Source organism: Nocardioides sp. P86, from assembly GCF_023712465.1.
GTDB lineage: Bacteria > Actinomycetota > Actinomycetes > Propionibacteriales > Nocardioidaceae > Nocardioides > Nocardioides kribbensis.
Window position 1 is genome coordinate 823,283 of sequence record NZ_JAMAYE010000003.1, and the last position, 20,663, is coordinate 843,945.

Genomic DNA, 20,663 nt, shown 5'->3' on the forward strand with positions numbered 1-20,663 from the left:
TCATGACCCCCGAGGAGAGGTTCCGCCGGCTCTACGCCGACCACTTCGACGCGCTGCTCGGGTACGCCCTGCGCCGCACCGACACGTCCGACGACGCCGCCGACGTCGTCGCCGACACCTTCCTGGTGGCCTGGCGGAGGCCGGGCGAGGTGCCCGAGGGCGAGCGGGCGCGGATGTGGCTCTACGGCGTGGCCCGCCGCACGCTGGCCAACCAGCGGCGCGGCCGCGGTCGCCGCGACCGGCTCGGTGAACGGCTGCGAGACGAGCTGGCCCTGGTCGCACCCGACCCCGCCGACGCCGCGGTCGAGCGGCAGCGCGTGGCGACGGCCCTCGCGCGGGTCTCTCCGGCCGACCGGGAGGTGCTCGAGCTGTCGGCCTGGGAGGCCCTGGAGCCCCGGGAGATCGCCGAGGTGCTCGGGGTCAGCGCCGTCGTGGTGCGGGCCCGTCTCTCCCGCGCCCGGGGCCGGCTGCGCCTGCACCTGCTCGAGGCGCCCGAGTCCCCGCCGCCCCCGCCGCCCCCGCCGCCGGGGTCCCGCGCCACCCCCGGTGCGCGAGCGCGAGCAGGCTCGGCAGCGCGGTCCGGTCACGTCCACGACCTGGCCGGACACCTCTCCAGCAGACACCCGATGACCGTCCCGGAGGAGGCACCGTGACCGACGCACCCCGACCCGTGATCAGCGACGACGAGGTGGCCCGGCTGCCCCTCAGCGCGGGGCGGGCCGACCTGTTGGAGCAGATCATGAGCACTCCCGTCCTCGACCACCCCGCCACGACGTCGACCGACCGTCCGCGCCGCCGCTGGCCCGCCGTGGCCGCCTCGGCGGCGGCCGTCGCCCTCGTGGCCGCCGCGCCGCTGCTGCTGCGCGACGGCACGCCCGCTCCGGCGGGTCCGGCCGGGTCCACCGGGCAGCCGGCCCCTGCCGGCGCCGACGTCCCGGGCACCCCGGGCGCCACGGGTGCAGCCGTCACGGGCCCGTTCGGCTGGCTCGCGGTCGACGGCTGGCGGGCGACCTACGTCGCCGAGCGCAACGTGTCCTACACCGGCCCCGCGGGTGACCTCGAGATCACCCGCTACGACGCCGACGCCTACCCCGGCTACGTCGCCGACCGTGCGGAGGTGCCCCTGGTGGGCGAGGTCGACCTGCTCGGCCGCACCTCCGACCTGCGCGCCTACGGCCCCACCGACCACGCCGTGATGCGGTCACCCCAGGACGGCAGCTTCATCGAGGTGCGCGGCAGCGGCATGGACGAGGCGGCCTTCCGCGACCTGCTGGCCGGGGTGCGGCTGACCGACGAGGCCACCTTCGCCGAGGCGCTGCCCGAGTCCGTGGTCACGCCGGCGGAGGTCAGGTCGACGATGGAGGGCATGCTCGAGGGCGTCGAGACCCCGCCGGGCTTCGACCTCGACGACGTGGAGGTGACGGGCTACAACACCCGCTACCACGTCGGCGCCCCCCTGACCGCGGCCGTGACCTGCGGCTGGGTCGCGGTCTACGCCGAGGCGGCGGCGAGCGACGACGACGCCGCGGTGTCGGCCATGCGGGCCAGCCGCGACTGGCCGGTGCTGCGCGAGATGGCTCCGCAGGGCGACTGGAGCCCCTGGATCTGGCAGGTCGGCGACGACATGGCGGCCGGACGGGACCCGCAGCGGATCGCGGAGTCCAGCGGCTGCTGACCGTGACGGCTGGAGCGGGCCGCCTCAGGCGCGGGCCCGCTCCAGCCGCAGCGCGCGTACGGCGAGCAGCAGCGCGACGCCCAGCAGCAGCACGCCGGTGAGCAGCGCCGCGCGCAGGCCCGCGCCGGGGGAGACGGACCCCGCGACCACCTGGTAGACCGTCATCAGCAGGGCCGCGCCGATCGAGGCGCCGATGCGCTGCCCGGTCTGCAGCGCCCCGCCGGCCGCGCCACCCATGCGGGGCGGCACGTCGGCGAGGGTGAGGGTGATGTTGGGGGAGACGACCGCGCCGCCGCCGAGTCCGGCCAGCAGCAGGGCCGGAGCCGCGAGCAGCACCAGCGTCGTGCCCTCCCGCCCCGGCGCCACGAGGGCCACGGCGACGACGCCGACCATCGTGGTGACGAGAGCGGCCACGGTGATCCGCCGGCCGACCGTCGAGATCCAGCGGCCCACCAGCGGGGCGCTGGTGGCCGAGCCGAGCGCGAAGGGCACCAGCAGCAGACCGGCCATCAGCGGGGTCCAGCCCAGGCCCTCCTGGAGGTAGACCGAGAGCACGAGCAGGAGCCCGGTGAAGCCGGTGAAGTACAGCGTGCCGACGCTGAGGCCGCTGGCGTAGCCCGGCAGCCGGCGCAGCAGCGCGACGTCGAGCAGCGGCGGGTGCCCGCGGCCCACGGTGTGGTGCTCCCAGCGCACGAAGCCCCAGGCGAAGAGGGGCACGCCGAGCAGGAGCAGCAGCGGCAGGCGCGCGCCGCTCTCGACGCTCACGACGGGGTAGAGCAGGCACAGCACCGTGGCGCCGAGCAGCAGGGCTCCGGGCACGTCGATGCGGGGGTCGTCGTCGTCCTCGCGGCGGACCCGCTTGGGCACCATCCGCACCACCGCGATCGCCGCGACGACGCCGATCGGCACGTTGATGAGGAAGAGCCAGCGCCAGCCGTCCTCCTCGCCGGCCAGCGCGATGATCGCGCCGCCGATGACCGGCCCGGCCGCGGAGGCCGAGGAGACGGTGAAGCCGAAGAGCCCGAAGGCACGGCCGCGCTCGGGGCCGCGGAAGAGCTGCTGGATCAGCCCGGAGTTCTGCGGGGTGAGCAGGCCGGCGGTGGCGCCCTGGAGGAGCCGGGCCGCCACCACCGTCTCCGCCGTCGGCGCGAGCCCCACCGCGGCGCTGGAGAGCACGAAGCCGGTGAGGCCGATCAGCATCAGCCGGCGACGGCCGTAGGCGTCGCCGAGGCGGCCGCCGGCCACGAGCACGAGGCCGAAGGTGAGCGCGTAGCCGGACACGACCCACTGGATGGTGCCGGCCGAGGTGTCGAGGCCGGCCTGCATCGAGGGCACCGCGACGTTGACGATCGAGACGTCGAGCAGCGACATGAAGCCGACCACCAGTGACACCCCGAGGATGCGCCAGCGGCGCGGGTCGGGCTCCCACTGCTCCTCGTCGTCGTGGTGGGAGGGGTGGTCCTCGCCGGTCGACGACCTCGGGACCACGCGCTCGCTCACACCCGCCAGCCTCCCCGACCGCCCAAGACCCGGAGGGGTGGGCCGCCGCTGCCGCCGGAGTCGCCAGCAGATTTGCGGTGGGGCCCGGGCGGCTCGACGCTTGTCGCATGGGCTCACCGGTGACCGTCTCCATCACCCGTCACGTCGACCCCGGGCGCGAGGCCGAGATGGCCAGCTGGCTCCAGGCCGGCACGGCGCTGGCCCAGCGCTTCCCGGGCTTCCTGGGCGCCGGGTGGGTGCGCCCCGAGCGCGACTCGGAGACCTGGCACATGCTCTACCGCTTCGCCGACGCCGAGGCGCTGTCGCGCTGGGAGACCTCCCACGAGCGGCAGTGGTGGCGCGACTCCTCGGCCGGACTGGGGGTGACCGAGTCGCGCGTCGAGCGGCGTACGGGCATCGAGGGGTGGTTCGACGACCCCACCAGCCGCGACGTGCGCGACCTGCGGGTGACCCCGCCGGCGCCGCCGCGGTGGAAGCAGGCCTCGGTGATCTTCATGGTGTTCTACCCGCTCAGCGTGCTGGCCAACTGGGTCGCGGGCCACGTCGTGGCCGACCTCGTGCTCCCGCTGCGCGTGCTGGCCACCGTGCTGGTGATGACGCCGATCATGACCTACCTCGCCCTGCCCTGGATGACCCGGCGGATGGAGTGGTGGCTGCACGGCCGCCCCGCGCCCTGGCGCAGCACGACGCTCCACCGCCGGTGAGCGGCCCCGGGCTCGCCGTCACGTCCGGCAGGTGCTGACCGCCTGCCCGGGACGGCACCCCGTGAGGGGTGGTCCGCGGCGCCCGCGCGGCTCCTAGGGTCGGGGGCGTGCCCGACGCGACCCCCTTCGAGCCGCGCGTCGACGACCGCGGCCTCCAGCTGACCTGGCTCGACGCCGACGACGAGCCCCGGGAGGCACCGGAGGCCACGGTCGCCGCGCTGCGCGAGGTCATCGGCACCCCGCCCGACGACCTGGCCGCCCGCGGGCCGCTGGTCTCCCGGCCCGGGCGCGACCTCGGCCTGGGGGCCGTGCGGGTCGTCTGCGAGGACGGGAGCCGGCACGACGTCGACGGCCCGCTGCCCGCCGACTTCCCGCTCGGCTACCACCGCCTCACCACCGCCGAGGGCGTCGAGCGCCGGCTGGTGGTCTCGCCCGGTCGCTGCTGGACCCCCGAGCAGCCCACCTGGGGCTGGGCGGTGCAGCTCTACGCCGCGCGCTCGCGCGCCGGCTGGGGCATCGGCGACCTGGGCGACCTCGCCGCGCTGCGCCGCTGGACCGAGCGCCTGGGCGGCGGGCTGCTCGTGGTCAACCCGCTGCACGCCGTGGGCCCGTCGCTGCCGCAGGAGGCCAGCCCCTACCTGCCGGCCACCCGCCGCTTCCGCAACCCGCTCTACCTGCGCGTCGAGGACGTGCCGGGCTGGGACGACGCGCTGCTGGCCGAGCTCGACCTGGCCGAGGACCTCGCCGCGGCCCGCGCCACCGACCTGGTCGACCGGGACCGCGTGTGGCCGCTCAAGGCCCGCGCCCTGCGCGCCGTGCTCGACCGCAGCGGTCCGGGCGAGCGACCCGAGGGGGCCGGGGACGACTTCGCCGCGTGGCGCCGGGCGGAGGGCGAGGGGCTCGAGCGCTTCGCGCTGTGGAGCGTGGTCGCCGGTGACCACGGCGCCGACTGGCACGCCTGGCCCGAGGCCCTGCGCGACCCCGACGGCCCGGCCGTCGCCGACCTGGCCCGCGAGCGCGCCGACGACGTCACCTTCCACGCCTGGCTGCAGTGGCTGCTCGACGCCCAGCTGCGCGCCGCCTCCGGCGACCTCACCGTGGTGCAGGACCTGCCGATCGGCGTCTCCGGCGGCGGCTCCGACGCCTGGTCGTGGCAGGGCGTGCTCGCCGGCGGCGTCACCGTCGGCGCCCCGCCCGACGCGCTCAACTCCAGCGGCCAGGACTGGGGCTCCCCGCCGCTGGTGCCCTGGCGCCTGCAGGAGGCCGACTACGAGCCCTTCGTCGAGGCCGTGCGCGCCACCCTCGCCGGCGCCGGCGGGCTGCGCGTCGACCACGTGATGGGTCTCTTCCGGCTGTGGTGGATCCCCGAGGGCGCCGAGCCCACGCAGGGCGCCTACGTGCGCTACCCCAGCGACGACCTCCTCGACATCGTGGCGCTGGAGTCCCACCGCGCCCGCGCCGTCGTCGTCGGCGAGGACCTCGGCACGGTCGAGCCGGGGGTCCGCGAGGCGCTGGCCGAGCGCGACGTGCTCACCTACCGCGTGCTGTGGTTCGAGGACGAGGAGCCGGCGACCTGGCCCACCGGCGCCCTCGCCACCGTCACCACCCACGACCTGCCCACCGTGGCCGGGCTGTGGACCGGCAGCGACGTCGAGGACCAGCTGGCCAGCAGCGACATGGACCCCGCCGCCGTGCGCGCGGGTCGCGAGGAGCTGCGCGAGCGGCTGCTGCGCCACGACGCGCTCGCGCCCGACGACGGGCCCGACCGGGCCGTCGCCGCGGCGTACGAGCGGCTCGCCCAGGCGCCCTGCCTGATGCTGTCGCTCTCGCTGGAGGACGCCCTGGGCGAGGAGCGCCGGCCCAACGTGCCGGGCACCACCGAGCGGCCCAACTGGTGCCTCCCGCTGCCCCTGGCCGTCGAGGACCTCGTGGCCGGCCCCGCCGACCACCTCGCCCACCGAGTGGCCGGCCGGGTGGCCGAGCGTGCGGCCGACGGGGGAACCGGTCGGGGATAACCCTTGACCTGCGCCGGGGGCGTTGTCCCCGCGGCACGACCTCGCGCAGGCTCGGGGCATGACCTCCTCGACCACCGCCCTCCCCGCACGCCCCCGTCGTACGCCGCGCCGCGCCGCGACCGCCGCGGCGGCCGCGCTGGCCGGCCTCGTCGGGTCGCTCGCCCTGGCTGCGCCCGCCTCGGCGGTGACCCAGGCGAGCGCGGAGACGCAGCTCCGCGCCGCCGGCATCACGTGGACCTCCTCGGGCGGCTGCACCGACCGCACCGTGTCGACCTGCACCTCCTTCGACGGCCTACGTCAGACCAGCGTCGACGGTGCGATCACCCTGAAGCGAGCCAGCGGCTGCGCGCTGACCATCACCGGTGGCACCGAGACCGGGCACGCCGGCGGCACCTACAGCCACAGCGCGGGCTACAAGCTCGACTTCTCCCGCACCTCCTGCCTCACCTCGTGGGTGCAGCGCACCTACACCTACGTCGGCCAGCGCAGCGACGGCGCCGCGCTCTACCGCGCCGCCTCGGGCAACGAGTACGCCGACGAGGGCAACCACTGGGACGTCACCTACTACACCTGCGGCTGCTGAGCGCCCACCGCCGGGCGGGGCGCCGCCCTCTAGGCTGAGCCCGTGAGCGCCGCCGACCTCAACATCCCCACCGCACCCCCGATCGCGGGTGCGCGCCCGCTGCACTCGGGCAAGGTGCGCGACCTCTACGAGATCGAGGAGGGCGAGCACGCCGGGCAGCTGCTCATGGTGGCCAGCGACCGGATCTCGATCTTCGACTTCGTGCTCGACTCGACCATCCCCGACAAGGGCGAGATCCTCACCCGGATGTCGCTGTGGTGGTTCGACCAGCTCGCCGACCTCGTGCCCCACCACGTGCTGTCCACCGACGTGCCGGCCGCCGTCGCGGGGCGCGCGGTGGTCTGCGAGCGGCTGGCGATGTGGCCGGTCGAGTGCGTCGCGCGGGGCTACCTCACCGGCTCCGGCCTGGTCGACTACACCGCCACCGGCGAGGTCTGCGGGGTCGCGCTCCCGGCCGGCCTGGTCGACGGCAGCCGGCTCCCGGAGCCGGTCTTCACCCCGGCCACCAAGGCCGAGCTGGGCGAGCACGACGAGAACGTCTCCTACGCCGCCGTCGCGGCCACCATCGGCGACACGGCCGCCGAGGAGCTGCGCGACCTCACCCTGGCCGTCTACTCCCGCGCCGAGGCGCTGGCCCGTGAGCGGGGCATCGTGCTGGCCGACACCAAGCTGGAGTTCGGCGCCCGCGCCGACGGCACGACCGTGCTGGGCGACGAGGTGCTCACCCCCGACTCCTCCCGCTTCTGGCCCGCCGACGCCTGGCGGCCCGGCCGCACCCAGCCGTCGTACGACAAGCAGATCGTGCGCAACTGGGCCCTCTCGCCGGAGTCGGGCTGGGACCGCGCCTCCGGCGAGGCGCCGCCCCCGCTGCCCGCCGAGGTCGTCGAGCGCACGCGGGCGCGCTACGTCGAGGCCTACGAGCTGCTCACGGGCGGGAGGTTCTGAGATGACCGCGAGGACCTTCGGCGGCACCGTCGACGTCGCCGCCCCCCGCGAGGTCGTCTTCGACTACCTCGTCGACCCCCACCACCGCGCGGAGTGGCAGTCGAGCCTGCGCCGCGTCGACGACGTCGACGGCGAGCCCCGCGTGGGCCAGACCTGGACCGACGTCACGGTGCCGGGCCTGCGGCCCGCGATGCGCACCACCGAGCTGGTGCGCCCCAAGCGGTGGAGCGAGTCGGGCACGTGGCGCTTCGTGCGCGCCGACCTCACCCTCGAGCTCACCGCCCCCACGCCGCAGACCTGCGTGGTGGCGTACCGCTTCCGCATCCACGCCCTCGGCCCCCTCGGGCTGGCCGCCACGCTGGCCTCCGTGCCCGCCGTCGGGGCCGACCTGCGCCGAGCCGCGGACATCCTGTCGCGGCGTTCGTGACCCACCAGTAGGTTGGCCCCCACCACACGACGTGACGGAGGCCATACGTGTTCAACCTGTCCAGCCTGCTCGAGACCAGCGCCGAGAAGTACGGCGATCGCGACGCGATCATCTTCGGCGACACCCGGCTCACCTACGCCCAGGTCGATGGCGCGGCCAACCAGGTCGCGAACCTGCTGGTCTCCCGCGGCATCCAGCCCGGCGACAAGGTCGCCCTGAGCTGCCCGAACCTGCCCTACTTCACGATCGTCTACTACGGCATCCTCAAGGCCGGCGGCACCGTCGTGCCGCTCAACGTGCTGCTCAAGGCGCGCGAGGTGGCCTACCACCTCGGCGACTCCGAGGCCAAGGCCTACTTCTGCTTCCAGGGCACCCCCGAGCTGGCCATCGGCAAGGAGGGCCACGCGGGCTTCGAGCAGGCCGAGAGCTGTGAGCAGTTCTTCATGATCACCGCCGACCCGGCGGCGGAGTCGCCGATCGAGGGCACCGAGACCATGGGCCGCGCGATGTCGCAGCAGCCGCCGACCTTCGAGTCGGTGGCCACCGACGAGGACGACACCGCGGTCATCCTCTACACCTCGGGCACCACCGGTCAGCCCAAGGGCGCGGAGCTGCGCCACCGCAACATGCGCGACAACGCCCTCGCCGGCGTCGACCTCTTCGGCGCCGACGCCGAGAAGCCCGACACCTACCTGTGCGTGCTGCCGCTCTTCCACTCCTTCGGCCAGACCGTGATCCAGAACGGCGCCTTCGCCTTCGGCGGCACGGTCGTGATGCTCCCGCGCTTCGAGGCCAAGGCCGCGCTCGACCTGATGCTCAAGGAGGAGGTCACCTTCTTCGCCGGCGTGCCGACGATGTACTGGGGCCTGCTCGGGGCCGTCGAGGAGGGCGTCGACATCTCCTCGATCGCCCGGAACCTCCGCGTCGCCGCGGCCGGCGGCTCCGCGCTGCCGGTGGAGGTGCACAAGAAGTTCGAGAAGAAGTTCGGCGTCACGATCCTCGAGGGCTACGGCCTCTCCGAGACCTCGCCGGTCGCGTCCTTCAGCAAGTACGGCGAGCCGGTGCGCGTCGGCTCCATCGGCCTGCCCATCCCCGGTGTGGAGATGAAGCTGCTCAAGCCCGAGAGCTGGGAGGAGATCGACGACGACCCCGAGGCCGTCGGCGAGATCGCCATCAAGGGCCACAACATCATGAAGGGCTACTACAACCGCCCCGACGCCACCGACGAGGTGCTCCAGGACGACTGGTTCCGCTCCGGCGACCTGGGCCGGCGCGACGAGGACGGCTGGTACTACATCGTCGACCGCTCCAAGGACATGATCATCCGCGGTGGCTTCAACGTGTACCCCCGCGAGATCGAGGAGGTGCTGATGACCCACGAGGACGTCTCGCTGGCCGCGGTCATCGGCGTGCCCCACGAGAGCCACGGCGAGGAGATCAAGGCCTACGTCATCCTCAACGACGGCGCCACCACCACCTCCGAGGAGCTGGTGGCCTGGGGCAAGGAGCAGATGGCGGGCTACAAGTACCCCCGCCAGGTCGAGATCGTCGGCGACCTGCCGATGACCGCGACCGGCAAGATCCTCAAGCGGGAGCTGTCCTGACCGCTCGCCAGGCCCTCGGGCTCGCGCTCGCGGTGCTCATGGTCGCCGCCGGGGCGGTCTGGACCCTCCAGGGTCTGGGCCACCTCGGCGGCAGCGCCATGTCGGGGGAGGACACGTGGGCGATCGTGGGCCCGATCCTCGCCGGCTTCGGGGTCGCCCTGGCCATCGTGGTGCTCCAGAAGCGCCACTGACCCCGGGCGAGCGACCCCGGGAGGGTCGGGCCTCAGGCGAACGGGTCGGGCAGGCTCCCGGGCAGCCCGGCCAGCAGCTCGCGGGCCTGGGCGGCCACCCGGTGCTCCACCAGCACCTCGTAGCGGGTGGCGACCACCTGGGTGACGGAGGAGAAGTCGCGGCGACCCCGGGTGGCGGCGTAGCCGACCAGGGCCCAGATCACGCCGAAGAGCGCCCCCACCAGCGCGGTGGAGAGCAGGGTGGTCAGCAGCGGCTCCTCGGAGAAGATGCTGAAGAGCAGCCCGACGAAGACGCCGAGCCACAGCCCCGACAGCACGCCGCCCGCCGCGACCCGGCCGGTGGTGAGACGCCCGGTGACCCGCTCGATGCGCTTGAGGTCGGTGCCGACGATGAGCACCTGCTCGACCGGGAACTTCTGGTCCGACAGGTAGTCGACGGTGCGCTGCGCGGCGGCGTAGTCGTCGTAGACGGCCAGCGACTGCGGGAACTCCAGGCGGAGCGGGGACGTGGGGTCGACGCGGCGGCCGGCGGGGGAGTTCATGCTCATGGGTCGATCATGTGCCCCCGGGGCCGCCGAGCACAGGGCCGGAGGGGTGAGAGTCGCCTCCTGGGGCCAGTTCTCAGCCGATCCACAGCCCGGTGTCAGGCCCCGGCCGGGAGCGGCCGGGATCCTCGGAGGACATGGAGCCACCTCACCCCGCCGACGACCCGCCCGACGACCCGCCCGACGACCGGCCCCACGACCGGCCCCGGCGCCCACCCCACGACCCCGGGGCCGTCGAGCCGCGGCCCCCGGTGCGGCCGCGGCGGCGGCGTACGGTGCTCGCGACGGCGTCGCTGACCGCCTCGGCCACCGTCATCGCGGTCAACCTGGCGCTCTCCGCCCCCGCCTCCGCCGACGGGACACAGGTGGTCGGCAGCCCCTGGGGCGATGCCCGGGTCGTGGACGTCACGCCCACCGACGAGCCGGACGCCGACCCACGCCCGTAGGATCGACCCATGCCTCGAGTCGTCGTCGACGTCATGCCCAAGCCCGAGATCCTCGACCCGCAGGGCAAGGCCGTCCAGGGCGCGCTGCCCCGGCTCGGCTTCAGCGGCGTCCTCGACGTCCGCCAGGGCAAGCGCTTCGAGCTGGAGGTGGCCGAGGTGAGCGACGCCGTGCTCGCCGACGTGCACCGCATGGCCGAGACGCTGCTGTCCAACCCGGTGATCGAGAGCTTCACCGTGCGCGTCGAGGACGGCCAGCCCGCATGAGGGTCGGCGTCGTCACCTTCCCGGGCTCCCTCGACGACGTCGACGCGCAGCGCGCGGTGCGCATCGGCGGCCACGAGGCCGTCGCGCTGTGGCACGGCGACCACGACCTGCGCGGCGTGGACGCCGTCGTGCTCCCCGGCGGCTTCTCCTACGGCGACTACCTGCGCTGCGGTGCGATCTCGCGCTTCTCGCCGGTGATGACCGAGGTGATCGCGGCCGCCGAGCGCGGCATGCCGGTGCTCGGCATCTGCAACGGCTTCCAGATCCTCTGCGAGTCGCACCTGCTGCCCGGCGCGCTCATCCGCAACGACCACCGCACGTTCGTGTGCCGCGACCAGCGGCTGCGCGTCGAGAACGCCTCCACCGCCTGGACGTCGGCCTACGACGAGGGCGCCGAGATCACCATCGCGCTGAAGAACGGCGAGGGCGGCTACGTCGCCGACGCCGCCACGCTCGACCGCCTCGAGGGCGAGGGCCTCGTGGTCGCGCGCTACCTCGAGCACAACCCCAACGGCTCGATGCGCGACATCGCCGGGGTCACCAACGAGCGCGGCAACGTCGTCGGCCTCATGCCCCACCCCGAGCACTCGGTGGAGGCCCTCACCGGCACCGGCACCGACGGCCTGGGCTTCTTCACCTCGCTGGCCGCGCTCGCGGGGGCGACCTTCGCGTGAGCCCGCTGCGCCTCTTCCGCACCGTCGCCGTCGCCGAGGCGATCACCTGGGCGCTGCTGCTCAGCGGCATGTTCCTCAAGTACGTCACCGAGACCACCGAGCTCGGCGTGCGCATCGGCGGCATGCTCCACGGCGTCGTGTTCATCGCCTACTGCCTGACCGCGGTGGTCGTCGGCGTCGACCAGCGCTGGACGACCAAGCGACTGCTGCTGGGCCTGCTGGCCTCGATCCCGCCGTTCTTCACTGTGTGGTTCGACCGCTCCGCCGAGCGCCGCGGCGAGCTCGGCGCCTCCTGGCGCCTGGTCTCCGCGACCCCGGCCGGCCACGAGCGTCCCGTCGCGTGGCTGCTGCGCAACCCGCTGCGCGGGCTCGTCGCCGGTCTCGCGGCCGTCGTCGTGCTGACCGGCGTCGCCCTCGTCGCCGGCCCCCCGGTCGGCTGACCGCGGGTTTCGCCGGTCGGCTGGCGAAACCCGCCCTCGGCGTACCCCGCCCGGAGCTCGGGACCTGTCGGCCCCACCTGCCCCAGCCGTCACACCTGTCGGCCCGGACCCGCACCTGTCGGCCGACGCGTGGGCCGACAGGTGCGGGTGTCGCCAGCCAGCCGGTGAAACCCGCAGCCTCAGCCGCGCGCCCCCGCAGCCAGCTTGCGCCAGGTGGCGACGTTGACGACGCCGGAGGCCTGCTGGCCGGTGCGTTGCTGCCAGGCCTTGACGGCCCGCTCGGTGGGGGCGGCGAAGACGCCGGTGACGACGACGCGGGTGTCGGGGCTGGCGGCGTTGAGGGCGCGCTGCACCCGGCGTACGGCGGGGCCGGCGGAGCCTGTCTTGAGCACCGGGCGCGAGCCGGCGGCGTGGAGCGTCATCCAGCTGTCGCGGTACCAGCGGCCGGTGACCTTGGCGCCGGTGCGGCCCTGCCAGGTGCGCACCGCGGCGGTGAGCTTGTCGTTGTAGACGCCGTTGAGCCTGCCGGAGTAGACGCCGGCCTCCTTGAGCAGGCACTGCAGGGCGGTGACCTGGGTGGCGGGGGAGGTGGTGGTCCTGCCGTTCTTGGTGACCGGGGCCTGGAGCGGCACGTAGTCGGGCCAGTTCACCCGCACGCCGCCGCAGTGCTCCTCGGGCGCGGCGGTCGAGCCCTCGCCGAGGTCGAGCCAGTTGCTGTCGATGTTGATCCGGGCACCGCCCCAGACCTCGTCGTGACCGCCGCGGTACTGCTTGACCCGCCCGCCGGGGCGCCAGCCGTCCTCGCGGATGTAGCTGGTGGAGGTGTCGGCCACCCCGTCCCAGCGGGCGATCCAGATCCGGTCGGGCAGCGTGAAGCGGTCGGGGCGGTTGATCCGGGCCTTGTCGAGGTCGGCGATGCCGGAGCCGGCCGAGGAGTAGACGCCCGAGACGTAGCCCAGGGCGTGCAGGCGCTGGGTCCACCCCGAGAGGAAGGACAGCGCCGACTCGCGGCAGTGGGTGTCGGCGGAGTTGTAGCCCTCGAGGTCGTACCAGAGCGTGGAGCCGGCGCCGATGCCGAGCGCGGCGGCGTCGGCGACGCTGGAGGTGGCCTCCTGCCGGCCCATCTTCAGCGCGGGCACGTAGGTGCCCTGGGTGCCGGGGGAGGGGTTGATCGTCCGGTCGTCGGAGTAGCGCGGGAAGCGCGGCTGGCACGAGGCCTGCGGCCCGAGCGTGATCGGCAGCAGTCGCCAGCCCTTGCGCACCTGGGTGGAGATCCAGGCCGGGGTCAGGTTCGGCTGGCTGCGACAGGCGCGGGAGTCGCCGGAGATGTAGATGCCGACCGCCGAGAACGGCGAGGTGCGCCACCAGGTGTTCATGGTCTCCTGCGTCGGCGCCAGGCACTGGTCGAAGCCGTAGCCGGTGAAGTCGCCGGGCACGACGACCTCGCCCTCGCGACGGGCCGCGGCGGCCGTCGTCGAGGAGGCGAGGCTGGCGGCGTCGGCGCGCTCGGCGCCCTGGCCGGGGCCGCCGGCGACCCCCGTGACGGCGGCCAGGGCACCCAGGGCGAGCACGCCGGTGAGGGCGCTTGAGACCAGGGTGCGGCGGCGTCGCGAGGGTCGACCGTGGGGGGTGGTCGAGGCGGGTGACAGCGGGGCGGGGCGGGTCATGGCGGTGCTCCAGGGCTGGGGGAAGGACAGCTCGTCGGACGACCCAGCGGGCTGGATCCGGGTCACCTTAACCACACGAGTCACACCCGTAACAGCAGTTCGCGTGAACTACAGCGCTGTAGTTCGCAGCGGCGTTTTCGCAGGTCACAGCCCTGTACGCCGCCCCGCGCGCACCACCCGCGGGGTGAGACCCGGCCCCCGGTCCCGGCCCCGCCGCGGCCCCGCGCGGGACTCCGGGTCTCGGCCCCGCCCTCGGCGACCCGGGCCCGTCCGGGCGCCGGTAGATTGACGCCCGTGCCAGAGACCCACAGCAGCCTCGACACCGTCGCCGTCGCCAGCGGGGACCCCTCCCGCGAGCAACCGTGGTCCGACCTCGGCCTCAAGGCCGACGAGTACGCCCGGATCCGCGAGATCCTCGGGCGCCGGCCCACCTCCAGCGAGCTGGCGATGTACAGCGTGATGTGGAGCGAGCACTGCTCCTACAAGTCCTCCAAGGTGCATCTCAAGCAGTTCTCCGAGATCCCGCAGGAGACCCCGGTCGGCGCGATGCTCGCCGGGATCGGCGAGAACGCCGGCGTCATCGACATCGGCCAGGGCTACGCCGTGACCTTCAAGGTCGAGTCGCACAACCACCCGTCCTACGTCGAGCCCTACCAGGGCGCGGCCACCGGCGTCGGCGGCATCGTGCGCGACATCCTCGCCATGGGCGCCCGCCCGGTCGCGGTGATGGACCCGCTGCGCTTCGGCCCCCTCGACGCCCCCGACACCCAGCGCGTGCTGCCGGGGATCGTGGCCGGCGTCGGCGGCTACGGCAACTGCCTGGGGCTGCCCAACATCGGCGGCGAGGTGGTCTTCGACGAGAGCTACCTCGGCAACCCGCTCGTCAACGCCCTCTCCGTCGGCGTGCTGCGCCACGAGGACCTCCACCTGGCCAAGGCCAGCGGCGTCGGCAACCAGGTGATCCTCTACGGCGCGCGCACCGGCGGCGACGGCATCGGCGGCGTCTCGGTGCTCGCCAGCGAGACCTTCGACGCCGACGGGCCCGCCAAGCGGCCCAGCGTGCAGGTCGGCGACCCCTTCATGGAGAAGCTGCTCATCGAGTGCACCCTGGAGATCTTCGCCGCCGGCCTGGTCGCCGGCATCCAGGACCTCGGCGGCGCCGGGCTCTCCTGCGCGACCTCCGAGCTGGCCTCGGCCGGTGACGGCGGCATGCACGTCGAGCTCGACCGGGTGCCGCTGCGCGACTCGACCCTGGCTCCCGAGGAGATCCTCATGAGCGAGAGCCAGGAGCGGATGATGGCCGTCGTCGAGCCCGACGACGTCGCCGCCTTCCTGGCCGTGTGCGCCAAGTGGGACGTCGAGGCCGTCGTGGTCGGCGAGGTCACCGACACCGGCCGGCTCCAGATCGACTGGCACGGCCAGCGCGTCGTCGACGTGCCGCCGCGCTCGGTGGCCCACGACGGTCCGACGTACCAGCGCCCCTACGCCCGCCCGGCGTGGCAGGACGCCCTCCAGGCCGACGGCGCCGAGTCCCTCCCGCGCCCCTCGGGCGGTGCGGAGCTGCACGACACGCTGCTGCGGCTCGTGGCCAGCCCCAACCTCTGCGACAAGTCCTGGGTCACCGACCAGTACGACCGCTACGTGCGCGGCAACACCGTGCTCGCCCAGCCGTCGGACTCCGGGATGATCCGCGTCGACGAGTCGACCAACCTCGGTGTCGCGGTCTCCACCGACTGCAACGGCCGCTTCGCCAAGCTCGACCCCTACACCGGCGCCCGCCTCGCGCTGGCGGAGTCCTACCGCAACGTCGCCACGGGTGGCGCCGTGCCGCTGGCAATCTCCGACTGCCTCAACTTCGGCTCGCCGGAGGACCCCGACGTGATGTGGCAGTTCGCGGAGGCCTGTCGCGGGCTCAAGGACGGCTGCCTCGAGCTGGGCATCCCCGTCACCGGCGGCAACGTCAGCCTCTACAACCAGACCGGCGAGACCGCGATCCTCCCCACGCCCGTCGTCGCCGTGCTCGGCGTGGTCGAGGACGTCACCGCCCGCACCCCCAGCGGCTTCGCCGGCGCGGGTGAGCGGATCGTGCTCCTCGGCGAGACCCGCGAGGAGCTCTCGGGCTCGGAGTGGGCCCACGTCGTGCACGGACACCTCGGCGGGCTGCCGCCGCGGGTCGACCTCGCCGCGGAGAAGGCGCTGGCCGAGCTGCTCCACGAGGCCTCCGGCCAGCGCGCCGGGCTGCTCACCTCCGCCCACGACCTCTCCGACGGCGGTCTCGCCCAGGCCCTCGTCGAGGCCGGGCTGCGCCACATGGTCGGCGCCCGCGTCGACCTCGCCGGCGTGGCGGGCGGCGACGCCTTCGTCGCCCTCTTCGCCGAGTCCGCCGGCCGCGCGCTGGTCACGGTCGCCGAGGGCGACCTCGAGCGGCTGGGCGCCCTGGCCGAGCGCCACGGCGTGCCGCTGACCGACCTCGGCACGACCGGCGGCGACACCCTCGTCGTCGAGGGCCACCTCGAGGCGCCGCTGCTCGAGCTGCGCAGCGCCTGGATGGCCACCCTGCCCGCCGCCATGGCCGGCCCGGTCACCGAGGCCTCGCTCGCCTAGGCGCCAGCGCCCCTGCACGTCAGCCCGTCCAGCAACGACGTCCAGCGGACCAGCCCGCGGCCGATGAGTCCGGGCCGCCGGGCGGGTCTGCCCGTCCGTCCGCACCCCCCAGCCAGTCCCAGGAGGCCCCCGTGGCCCGCATCGTCGCCACCTTCTTCATCTCCCTCGACGGCGTCGTCGAGCGCCCCGACCAGTGGCACTTCCCCTACTTCACCGAGCAGATGGGCGCGGTGATCGGCGCCGGGATGCAGACCCGCGGGGCCTACCTCATGGGCCGGCGGCTCTACGACGAGTGGGCGGCGCACTGGACCGCCCACCCCGACGACGACGAGTTCGGGCCCTTCATCACCCCCCTCCGCAAGTACGTCCTCTCCTCCCACCCGCTCGACACCGACTGGGAGAACAGCCACCTCGTCACCGGCGACGACGCCGAGGTCGCGGCCCAGGTCGCCCGGATCAAGGAGGAGACCGAGGGCGACATCGGCATGTCGGGCTGCGCCACCACCGTGCGCTGGCTGCTGGCCCACGACCTGCTCGACGAGCTCGAGCTCCTCGTGCACCCCCTCGCCGTCGGCGCCGGTCAGCGGCTCTTCGAGGACACCGGCCAGGTGCCGCTGGAGCTGCTCGGCTCCACCGTGCTCGACTCCGGCGTGCTGCACCTGCGCTACGCCCCCGCCCCTGCCGGGAGCTGAGCCCGCGCCCGGGTCGGCGATGATGGGGTCGTGCCCGACGACCTGCCGCTGACGAGGACCCTGGTGATCCCGGGCTCCGAGCTGGCCGAGCGGTTCTCGCGCTCCTCGGGGCCCGGCGGCCAGGGTGTCAACACCGCCGACAGCCGCGTCGAGCTCAGCTACGACGTCGCCGCCTCCTCGCTGCCCGCCGCCACCCGGGCCCGCGTGCTGGAGGCGCTGGCCGGCCGGCTGGTCGACGGCGTGCTCACCGTGGCCGCCAGCGAGCACCGCACCCAGCTGGCCAACCGGCGCGCGGCGCGCGAGCGGCTCGCCGACCTGGTGCGGCGGGCCGCCGCGCCACCCCCGCCGCCGCGCCGTGCCACCCGTCCCACCCGCGGGTCGAAGGAGCGCCGGCTCTCGGCCAAGAAGCGCCGCGGCGACGTCAAGCGGGGGCGCGGCGGCGGCTGGGACTGACCAGCCCTCCGCCCGAGCCGCCCGCGGCGCGGCTCCGAACACCCCCCGTGCCCTCCCGCTCCCCGCGCCATCCCTCCGCACCCACCCCGGCCGGCCGGGGCGGCCCGCTGCGGCGGCGTACGCTCCTGTCGCTGCCCGCGCTCGGCGCGCTCGGGCTGGCCGCGACCGCGTGCGCCGACCAGGAGGAGGGCTTGGACCCCGTGGACCCGCAGGCGAGCAGGCCGGCCCAGGGCCGGACGGCGTACGGCGAGGGGCCGAGCCAGTTCGGCGACCTCTACCTGCCCGAGGGCGAGCCCCGCGGGGTCGTCGTGGTGCTCCACGGCGGCTTCTGGCGCGCGGAGTACGGCCTCGACCTCGGCCAGCCGCTCGCGGAGAGCCTGGCCGAGCAGGGCTGGGCGGCCTGGAACCTGGAATACCGCCGGGTCGGCACCGGGGCGGCCGGGGGCGGGGGCGTGCCGGAGACCCTCGACGACGTCGCCGCCGGCATCGACGCGCTGCGCGACCTGGGCCTCGACCTCACCACGGTGGTCACGCTGGGCCACTCCGCCGGCGGCCACCTCGCGACCTGGGCGGCCTCCCGCGGCCGCTTCGAGCCGTGGGCCGGCGGCGTCGAGGTCACCCACGTCGTCTCGCAGGCCGGCGTCGTCGACCTCGGCGGCGCTGCACGGCAGGACCTCGGCGGGGGTGCGGTGCAGGCCTTCCTCGGTCACGACTACGGTCCCGACGACGCCCCCGTCGACCCGCTCGCGCAGGTGCCGCTCGACGTGCCGGTGTGGTGCGTGCACGGCTCCGAGGACACCATCGTGCCGGTCAGCCAGTCCGAGACCTACGTCGACGCCGCCGTCGCGGCCGGGGCCCGCGCCGAGCTGGTGCGCGTCGAGGGCGACCACTTCGTCGTCATCGACCCCGACTCCGAGGCCTGGACCGCCACCCTCGCCGTGCTCGACTCGATCGCCTGACCCGCCCGGCCGCCTGACCCGCCCGGCCGCCGTCCGGCCGTGCCCCGGGAACGCCCCGGGAACGCCCCGGGAGGGTCGTCGCCCCTCAGTCGTCGATCATCCGCAGCAGGGCGCGGACGAGGTCCTCCTGCTCGGCGGGCGAGGGCAGGGCGGGGTGCGCCTCGGGCTCCCCGGGATCCCCGGTCTCGTCGGGGTCGACCGCGGCGGGCTCGGTGACGGCGAGGGCGGCGTTGTAGTAGATGCCGTCGCCCACGAGCTGGGCCATGCGGGCCACGACCCGGTCGCCGGTGGCGCGCAGGAGCACGTCGTACCACTCCTGCTCGAGGGCGTGCATCGTGCGCACGGCGCCGACGTGGCCGCTGCGGGCCAGCGTCTGCACGGCCTGGGCGGTCAGGCCGAAGGGCGACTGGGCGTGGGCGGCGCTGCGGATGAAGTGGCCCACGGCGCTCTCGGCGGTGGAGCCCATGGCCTCGACGTCGTCGCGGCCCAGCCGCTCGAGGCGCTCGACCAGCCCGGCGGCCAGGGCCTCCTTGGAGGCGAAGTGGTAGATCAGCCCGCCCTTGGAGACCCCGGCGGCGGCGGCGACGGCGTCGAGGGTGGCCGCGCGCTCGCCCAGGTCGTTGAGGCAGGCCTGGTAGGCGTCGAGGATCCGCTCGCGGGCGGAGGACCGGGGAGAGGTCATGGGGAGGAGCCTACGACTGGCCACTGTACCGACCAGTCGGTACAGTAGGCGTTATGACGACCCTCCACCCCGTGACCGCGGCGCCCCGGCGGGCCGGGCGCCGGGAGTGGGCCGGCCTGGCCGTGCTGATGCTCCCCGTGCTGCTGGTCTCCATCGACAACACCGTGCTGAGCTTCGCCCTGCCCGCGATCGCGCTCGACCTGCGCCCCAGCGCCGCCGTGCAGCTGTGGATCGTCGACGTCTACCCCCTCGTCCTGGCCGGGCTGCTGGTCACCATGGGCAGCCTCGGCGACCGGGTGGGCCGCCGGCGGCTGCTGCTCGTCGGTGCCACCGGCTTCGCGGCCACCTCGGTGCTCGCGGCCTTCGCGACCTCGGCCGAGGCCCTGCTGCTGGCCCGGCTCCTGCTCGGCGTCTTCGGCGCGGCGCTCATGCCGTGCACGCTCTCGCTGCTGCGCGGCATGTTCGAGGACCGCGCCCAGCGCCGCCTGGCCATCGCGGTCTGGGCCACCGGCTTCGCGGCCGGGGCGGCGATCGGGCCGATCGTCGGCGGAGTCCTGCTCGAGGTGGCCGACTGGGGTGCGGTGTTCCTGATCGCGGTGCCGATGCTGCTGCCGCTGCTCGTGCTGGCGCCCGTGCTGGTCACCGAGTCGCGCGACCCCGCGCCCGGGCCGCTCGACCCCGTCGGCATGGTGCTCTCGATGGCCACGCTCGCGCCCGTCGTCTTCGCGATCAAGCACGTCGCCGTCGCCGGGCCCGACCTGCTCGCCCTGGGCTGCGTGGCGCTCGGCGTCGCCGCCGGGGTCGCCCTGGTGCGACGGATGCTGGCGCGGCCCCGGCCGATGCTCGACGTGCGGCTCTTCACTGTGCCGGCCTTCGCCGGGTCGGTGCTGGTCAACCTGCTCAGCGTGATGGCGCTGGTCGGGCTGCTCTACTTCCTCTCCCAGCACCTCCAGCTCGTCGTGGGTCTCAGCCCGCTCGACGCCGCCCTCGTGCTCGTGCCCGGCACCGTGGCGATGGTGCTGGCCAGCCTCCTCGTCGTGCGCCTCGTACGCCGCTGGCGCCCCGCCACCCTCATGACGGCGGGGCTGGGCCTGGCCGCCGCGGCCTACGCGGGCGTCGCGGTGGCCGGCGGCTCCGGCGGGGTCGCCCTGCTCGTCGTGGCCTTCGCCGCCCTGGCCGCCGGCGTGGGCATCGCGGAGACGCTGTCCAACGACCTCATCATCGCCGCGGTGCCGCCCGCCGAGGCCGGCGCGGCCTCGGCGGTCTCCGAGACCGCCTACGAGGTCGGTGCCGTGCTCGGCACGAGCGTGCTCGGGGGGCTGCTCGCCGCGACCTACCGCTCCCACCTCGAGGTGCCGGCCGGCCTCGACGGGGCCCAGGCCGACGCCGCCCGCGAGACCCTCGCCGGCGCGCTCGCCCTCGCCCCCACCCTGCCGGCCGACACCGGTGCCGCGCTGACGGCCTCGGCCCAGGCCGCCTTCGTCGACGGCAGCAGCCTCACCGCCGCCGGCGGCGTCGTGCTGATGGCGCTGGCCATCGTGGTGACCCGCTGCGCCCTGCGCGACGCCAGCGCCTGACGCCGGCCCGGTCGGG

At 74.8% G+C, this 20,663-nt stretch carries 22 protein-coding genes; 18 read left to right on the forward strand and 4 right to left on the reverse strand.

All coding sequences use genetic code 11. The features are described 5' to 3' along the window. Window positions 1–2 precede the first annotated feature (2 nt). Window positions 3–653, forward strand: a complete 651-nt coding sequence (locus M3673_RS17260; protein ID WP_251535173.1) for an RNA polymerase sigma factor — start codon at window positions 3–5, stop codon at window positions 651–653. Beyond that, window positions 650–1,675 (forward strand): hypothetical protein, encoded by a 1,026-nt coding sequence (locus M3673_RS17265; protein ID WP_251535175.1) that lies wholly within the window; start codon window positions 650–652, stop codon window positions 1,673–1,675. Before M3673_RS17260 ends, M3673_RS17265 begins: the two co-directional genes overlap by 4 nt. Before the next feature lie 24 nt (window positions 1,676–1,699). On the opposite strand, the gene M3673_RS17270 is transcribed toward M3673_RS17265, so the two are convergent. Next, the gene (locus M3673_RS17270) at window positions 1,700–3,175 is read right to left on the reverse strand and encodes an MFS transporter (RefSeq protein ID WP_251535177.1); all 1,476 of its coding nucleotides are present in this window, start codon (window positions 3,173–3,175) and stop codon (window positions 1,700–1,702) included. A 107-nt stretch (window positions 3,176–3,282) separates the two neighbouring features. On the opposite strand from M3673_RS17270, the gene M3673_RS17275 reads away from it, so the two are divergent. From M3673_RS17275 to M3673_RS17305, 7 genes are all read left to right on the forward strand, one after another. Beyond that, window positions 3,283–3,879: an antibiotic biosynthesis monooxygenase gene (locus M3673_RS17275; RefSeq protein ID WP_251535179.1), complete on the forward strand. Its 597-nt coding sequence runs from the start codon at window positions 3,283–3,285 to the stop codon at window positions 3,877–3,879. A 107-nt stretch (window positions 3,880–3,986) separates the two neighbouring features. Further along, window positions 3,987–5,894, forward strand: a complete 1,908-nt coding sequence (gene malQ / locus M3673_RS17280) for a 4-alpha-glucanotransferase (protein WP_251535181.1) — start codon at window positions 3,987–3,989, stop codon at window positions 5,892–5,894. Between the two features lie 58 nt (window positions 5,895–5,952). Next, entirely contained in the window at window positions 5,953–6,477 is a 525-nt protein-coding gene (locus M3673_RS17285; protein WP_193665576.1) for a hypothetical protein, read from the forward strand. Window positions 6,478–6,519: 42 nt separating this feature from the next. Next, on the forward strand, window positions 6,520–7,422 hold the full coding sequence (locus M3673_RS17290; RefSeq protein ID WP_251535183.1) for a phosphoribosylaminoimidazolesuccinocarboxamide synthase: 903 nt from the start codon (window positions 6,520–6,522) through the stop codon (window positions 7,420–7,422). 1 nt (window position 7,423) lies between these two features. Further along, window positions 7,424–7,849, forward strand: a complete 426-nt coding sequence (locus M3673_RS17295) for an SRPBCC family protein (RefSeq protein ID WP_251535185.1) — start codon at window positions 7,424–7,426, stop codon at window positions 7,847–7,849. 47 nt (window positions 7,850–7,896) lie between these two features. Then, window positions 7,897–9,453, forward strand: a complete 1,557-nt coding sequence (locus tag M3673_RS17300; RefSeq protein WP_251535186.1) for a long-chain fatty acid--CoA ligase — start codon at window positions 7,897–7,899, stop codon at window positions 9,451–9,453. A gap of 32 nt (window positions 9,454–9,485) precedes the next feature. Then, window positions 9,486–9,644, forward strand: a complete 159-nt coding sequence (locus tag M3673_RS17305; RefSeq protein ID WP_228942828.1) for a hypothetical protein — start codon at window positions 9,486–9,488, stop codon at window positions 9,642–9,644. Between the two features lie 32 nt (window positions 9,645–9,676). On the opposite strand, the gene M3673_RS17310 is transcribed toward M3673_RS17305, so the two are convergent. Further along, on the reverse strand, window positions 9,677–10,192 hold the full coding sequence (locus M3673_RS17310; protein ID WP_200918983.1) for a general stress protein: 516 nt from the start codon (window positions 10,190–10,192) through the stop codon (window positions 9,677–9,679). Between the two features lie 134 nt (window positions 10,193–10,326). Between M3673_RS17310 and M3673_RS17315 the strand changes: the two genes are divergently transcribed. From M3673_RS17315 to M3673_RS17330, 4 genes are read left to right on the forward strand one after another with little or no spacing between them, the layout of a single operon-like run. Then, complete coding sequence (locus tag M3673_RS17315; protein ID WP_251535188.1) at window positions 10,327–10,635, forward strand: hypothetical protein; 309 nt, start codon at window positions 10,327–10,329, stop codon at window positions 10,633–10,635. 9 nt (window positions 10,636–10,644) lie between these two features. After that, the gene (purS, locus tag M3673_RS17320) at window positions 10,645–10,899 is read left to right on the forward strand and encodes a phosphoribosylformylglycinamidine synthase subunit PurS (RefSeq protein ID WP_056863336.1); all 255 of its coding nucleotides are present in this window, start codon (window positions 10,645–10,647) and stop codon (window positions 10,897–10,899) included. Next, the gene (purQ, locus tag M3673_RS17325) at window positions 10,896–11,573 is read left to right on the forward strand and encodes a phosphoribosylformylglycinamidine synthase subunit PurQ (RefSeq protein ID WP_056903333.1); all 678 of its coding nucleotides are present in this window, start codon (window positions 10,896–10,898) and stop codon (window positions 11,571–11,573) included. Before purS ends, purQ begins: the two co-directional genes overlap by 4 nt. Then, the gene (locus M3673_RS17330; RefSeq protein WP_193665567.1) at window positions 11,570–12,013 is read left to right on the forward strand and encodes a DUF3817 domain-containing protein; all 444 of its coding nucleotides are present in this window, start codon (window positions 11,570–11,572) and stop codon (window positions 12,011–12,013) included. Before purQ ends, M3673_RS17330 begins: the two co-directional genes overlap by 4 nt. 179 nt (window positions 12,014–12,192) lie before the next feature. Here M3673_RS17330 and M3673_RS17335 read toward each other — a convergent pair whose 3' ends face one another. Then, complete coding sequence (locus M3673_RS17335) at window positions 12,193–13,746, reverse strand: glycoside hydrolase domain-containing protein (RefSeq protein ID WP_251535190.1); 1,554 nt, start codon at window positions 13,744–13,746, stop codon at window positions 12,193–12,195. A gap of 228 nt (window positions 13,747–13,974) precedes the next feature. On the opposite strand from M3673_RS17335, the gene purL reads away from it, so the two are divergent. The 4 genes from purL (at window position 13,975) to M3673_RS17355 (ending at window position 18,388) form a co-directional block, all read left to right on the forward strand. Beyond that, entirely contained in the window at window positions 13,975–16,284 is a 2,310-nt protein-coding gene (gene purL, locus M3673_RS17340; RefSeq protein WP_251535192.1) for a phosphoribosylformylglycinamidine synthase subunit PurL, read from the forward strand. 131 nt (window positions 16,285–16,415) lie between these two features. Next, window positions 16,416–16,976, forward strand: coding sequence for a dihydrofolate reductase family protein (locus tag M3673_RS17345; protein WP_251535194.1), 561 nt, complete (start codon window positions 16,416–16,418; stop codon window positions 16,974–16,976). Window positions 16,977–17,006: 30 nt separating this feature from the next. Next, the gene (gene arfB, locus M3673_RS17350) at window positions 17,007–17,429 is read left to right on the forward strand and encodes an alternative ribosome rescue aminoacyl-tRNA hydrolase ArfB (RefSeq protein ID WP_193665558.1); all 423 of its coding nucleotides are present in this window, start codon (window positions 17,007–17,009) and stop codon (window positions 17,427–17,429) included. A gap of 47 nt (window positions 17,430–17,476) precedes the next feature. After that, window positions 17,477–18,388, forward strand: coding sequence for an alpha/beta hydrolase (locus tag M3673_RS17355; protein WP_251535196.1), 912 nt, complete (start codon window positions 17,477–17,479; stop codon window positions 18,386–18,388). A gap of 85 nt (window positions 18,389–18,473) precedes the next feature. On the opposite strand, the gene M3673_RS17360 is transcribed toward M3673_RS17355, so the two are convergent. Continuing rightward, window positions 18,474–19,070 carry a TetR/AcrR family transcriptional regulator gene (locus M3673_RS17360; protein WP_251535198.1) on the reverse strand — a complete coding sequence of 199 codons (597 nt, stop codon included), beginning with the start codon at window positions 19,068–19,070 and terminating at the stop codon, window positions 18,474–18,476. Window positions 19,071–19,123: 53 nt separating this feature from the next. On the opposite strand from M3673_RS17360, the gene M3673_RS17365 reads away from it, so the two are divergent. After that, complete coding sequence (locus tag M3673_RS17365; protein WP_251535200.1) at window positions 19,124–20,647, forward strand: MFS transporter; 1,524 nt, start codon at window positions 19,124–19,126, stop codon at window positions 20,645–20,647. The last annotated feature ends 16 nt before the right edge of the window (window positions 20,648–20,663 follow it).

What these genes read in the sequence shown, in the direction of transcription:
- M3673_RS17260 (WP_251535173.1), top strand. Translation starts at nt 3, where the DNA reads ATGACCCCCGAGGAGAGGTTCCGCCGGCTCTACGCCGACCACTTCGAC.
- M3673_RS17275 (WP_251535179.1), top strand. Translation starts at nt 3,283, where the DNA reads ATGGGCTCACCGGTGACCGTCTCCATCACCCGTCACGTCGACCCCGGG.
- M3673_RS17285 (WP_193665576.1), top strand. Translation starts at nt 5,953, where the DNA reads ATGACCTCCTCGACCACCGCCCTCCCCGCACGCCCCCGTCGTACGCCG.
- M3673_RS17295 (WP_251535185.1), top strand. Translation starts at nt 7,424, where the DNA reads ATGACCGCGAGGACCTTCGGCGGCACCGTCGACGTCGCCGCCCCCCGC.
- M3673_RS17310 (WP_200918983.1), bottom strand. Translation starts at nt 10,192, where the DNA reads ATGAGCATGAACTCCCCCGCCGGCCGCCGCGTCGACCCCACGTCCCCG.
- M3673_RS17315 (WP_251535188.1), top strand. Translation starts at nt 10,327, where the DNA reads ATGGAGCCACCTCACCCCGCCGACGACCCGCCCGACGACCCGCCCGAC.
- purS (WP_056863336.1), top strand. Translation starts at nt 10,645, where the DNA reads ATGCCTCGAGTCGTCGTCGACGTCATGCCCAAGCCCGAGATCCTCGAC.
- purQ (WP_056903333.1), top strand. Translation starts at nt 10,896, where the DNA reads ATGAGGGTCGGCGTCGTCACCTTCCCGGGCTCCCTCGACGACGTCGAC.
- M3673_RS17360 (WP_251535198.1), bottom strand. Translation starts at nt 19,070, where the DNA reads ATGACCTCTCCCCGGTCCTCCGCCCGCGAGCGGATCCTCGACGCCTAC.
- M3673_RS17365 (WP_251535200.1), top strand. Translation starts at nt 19,124, where the DNA reads ATGACGACCCTCCACCCCGTGACCGCGGCGCCCCGGCGGGCCGGGCGC.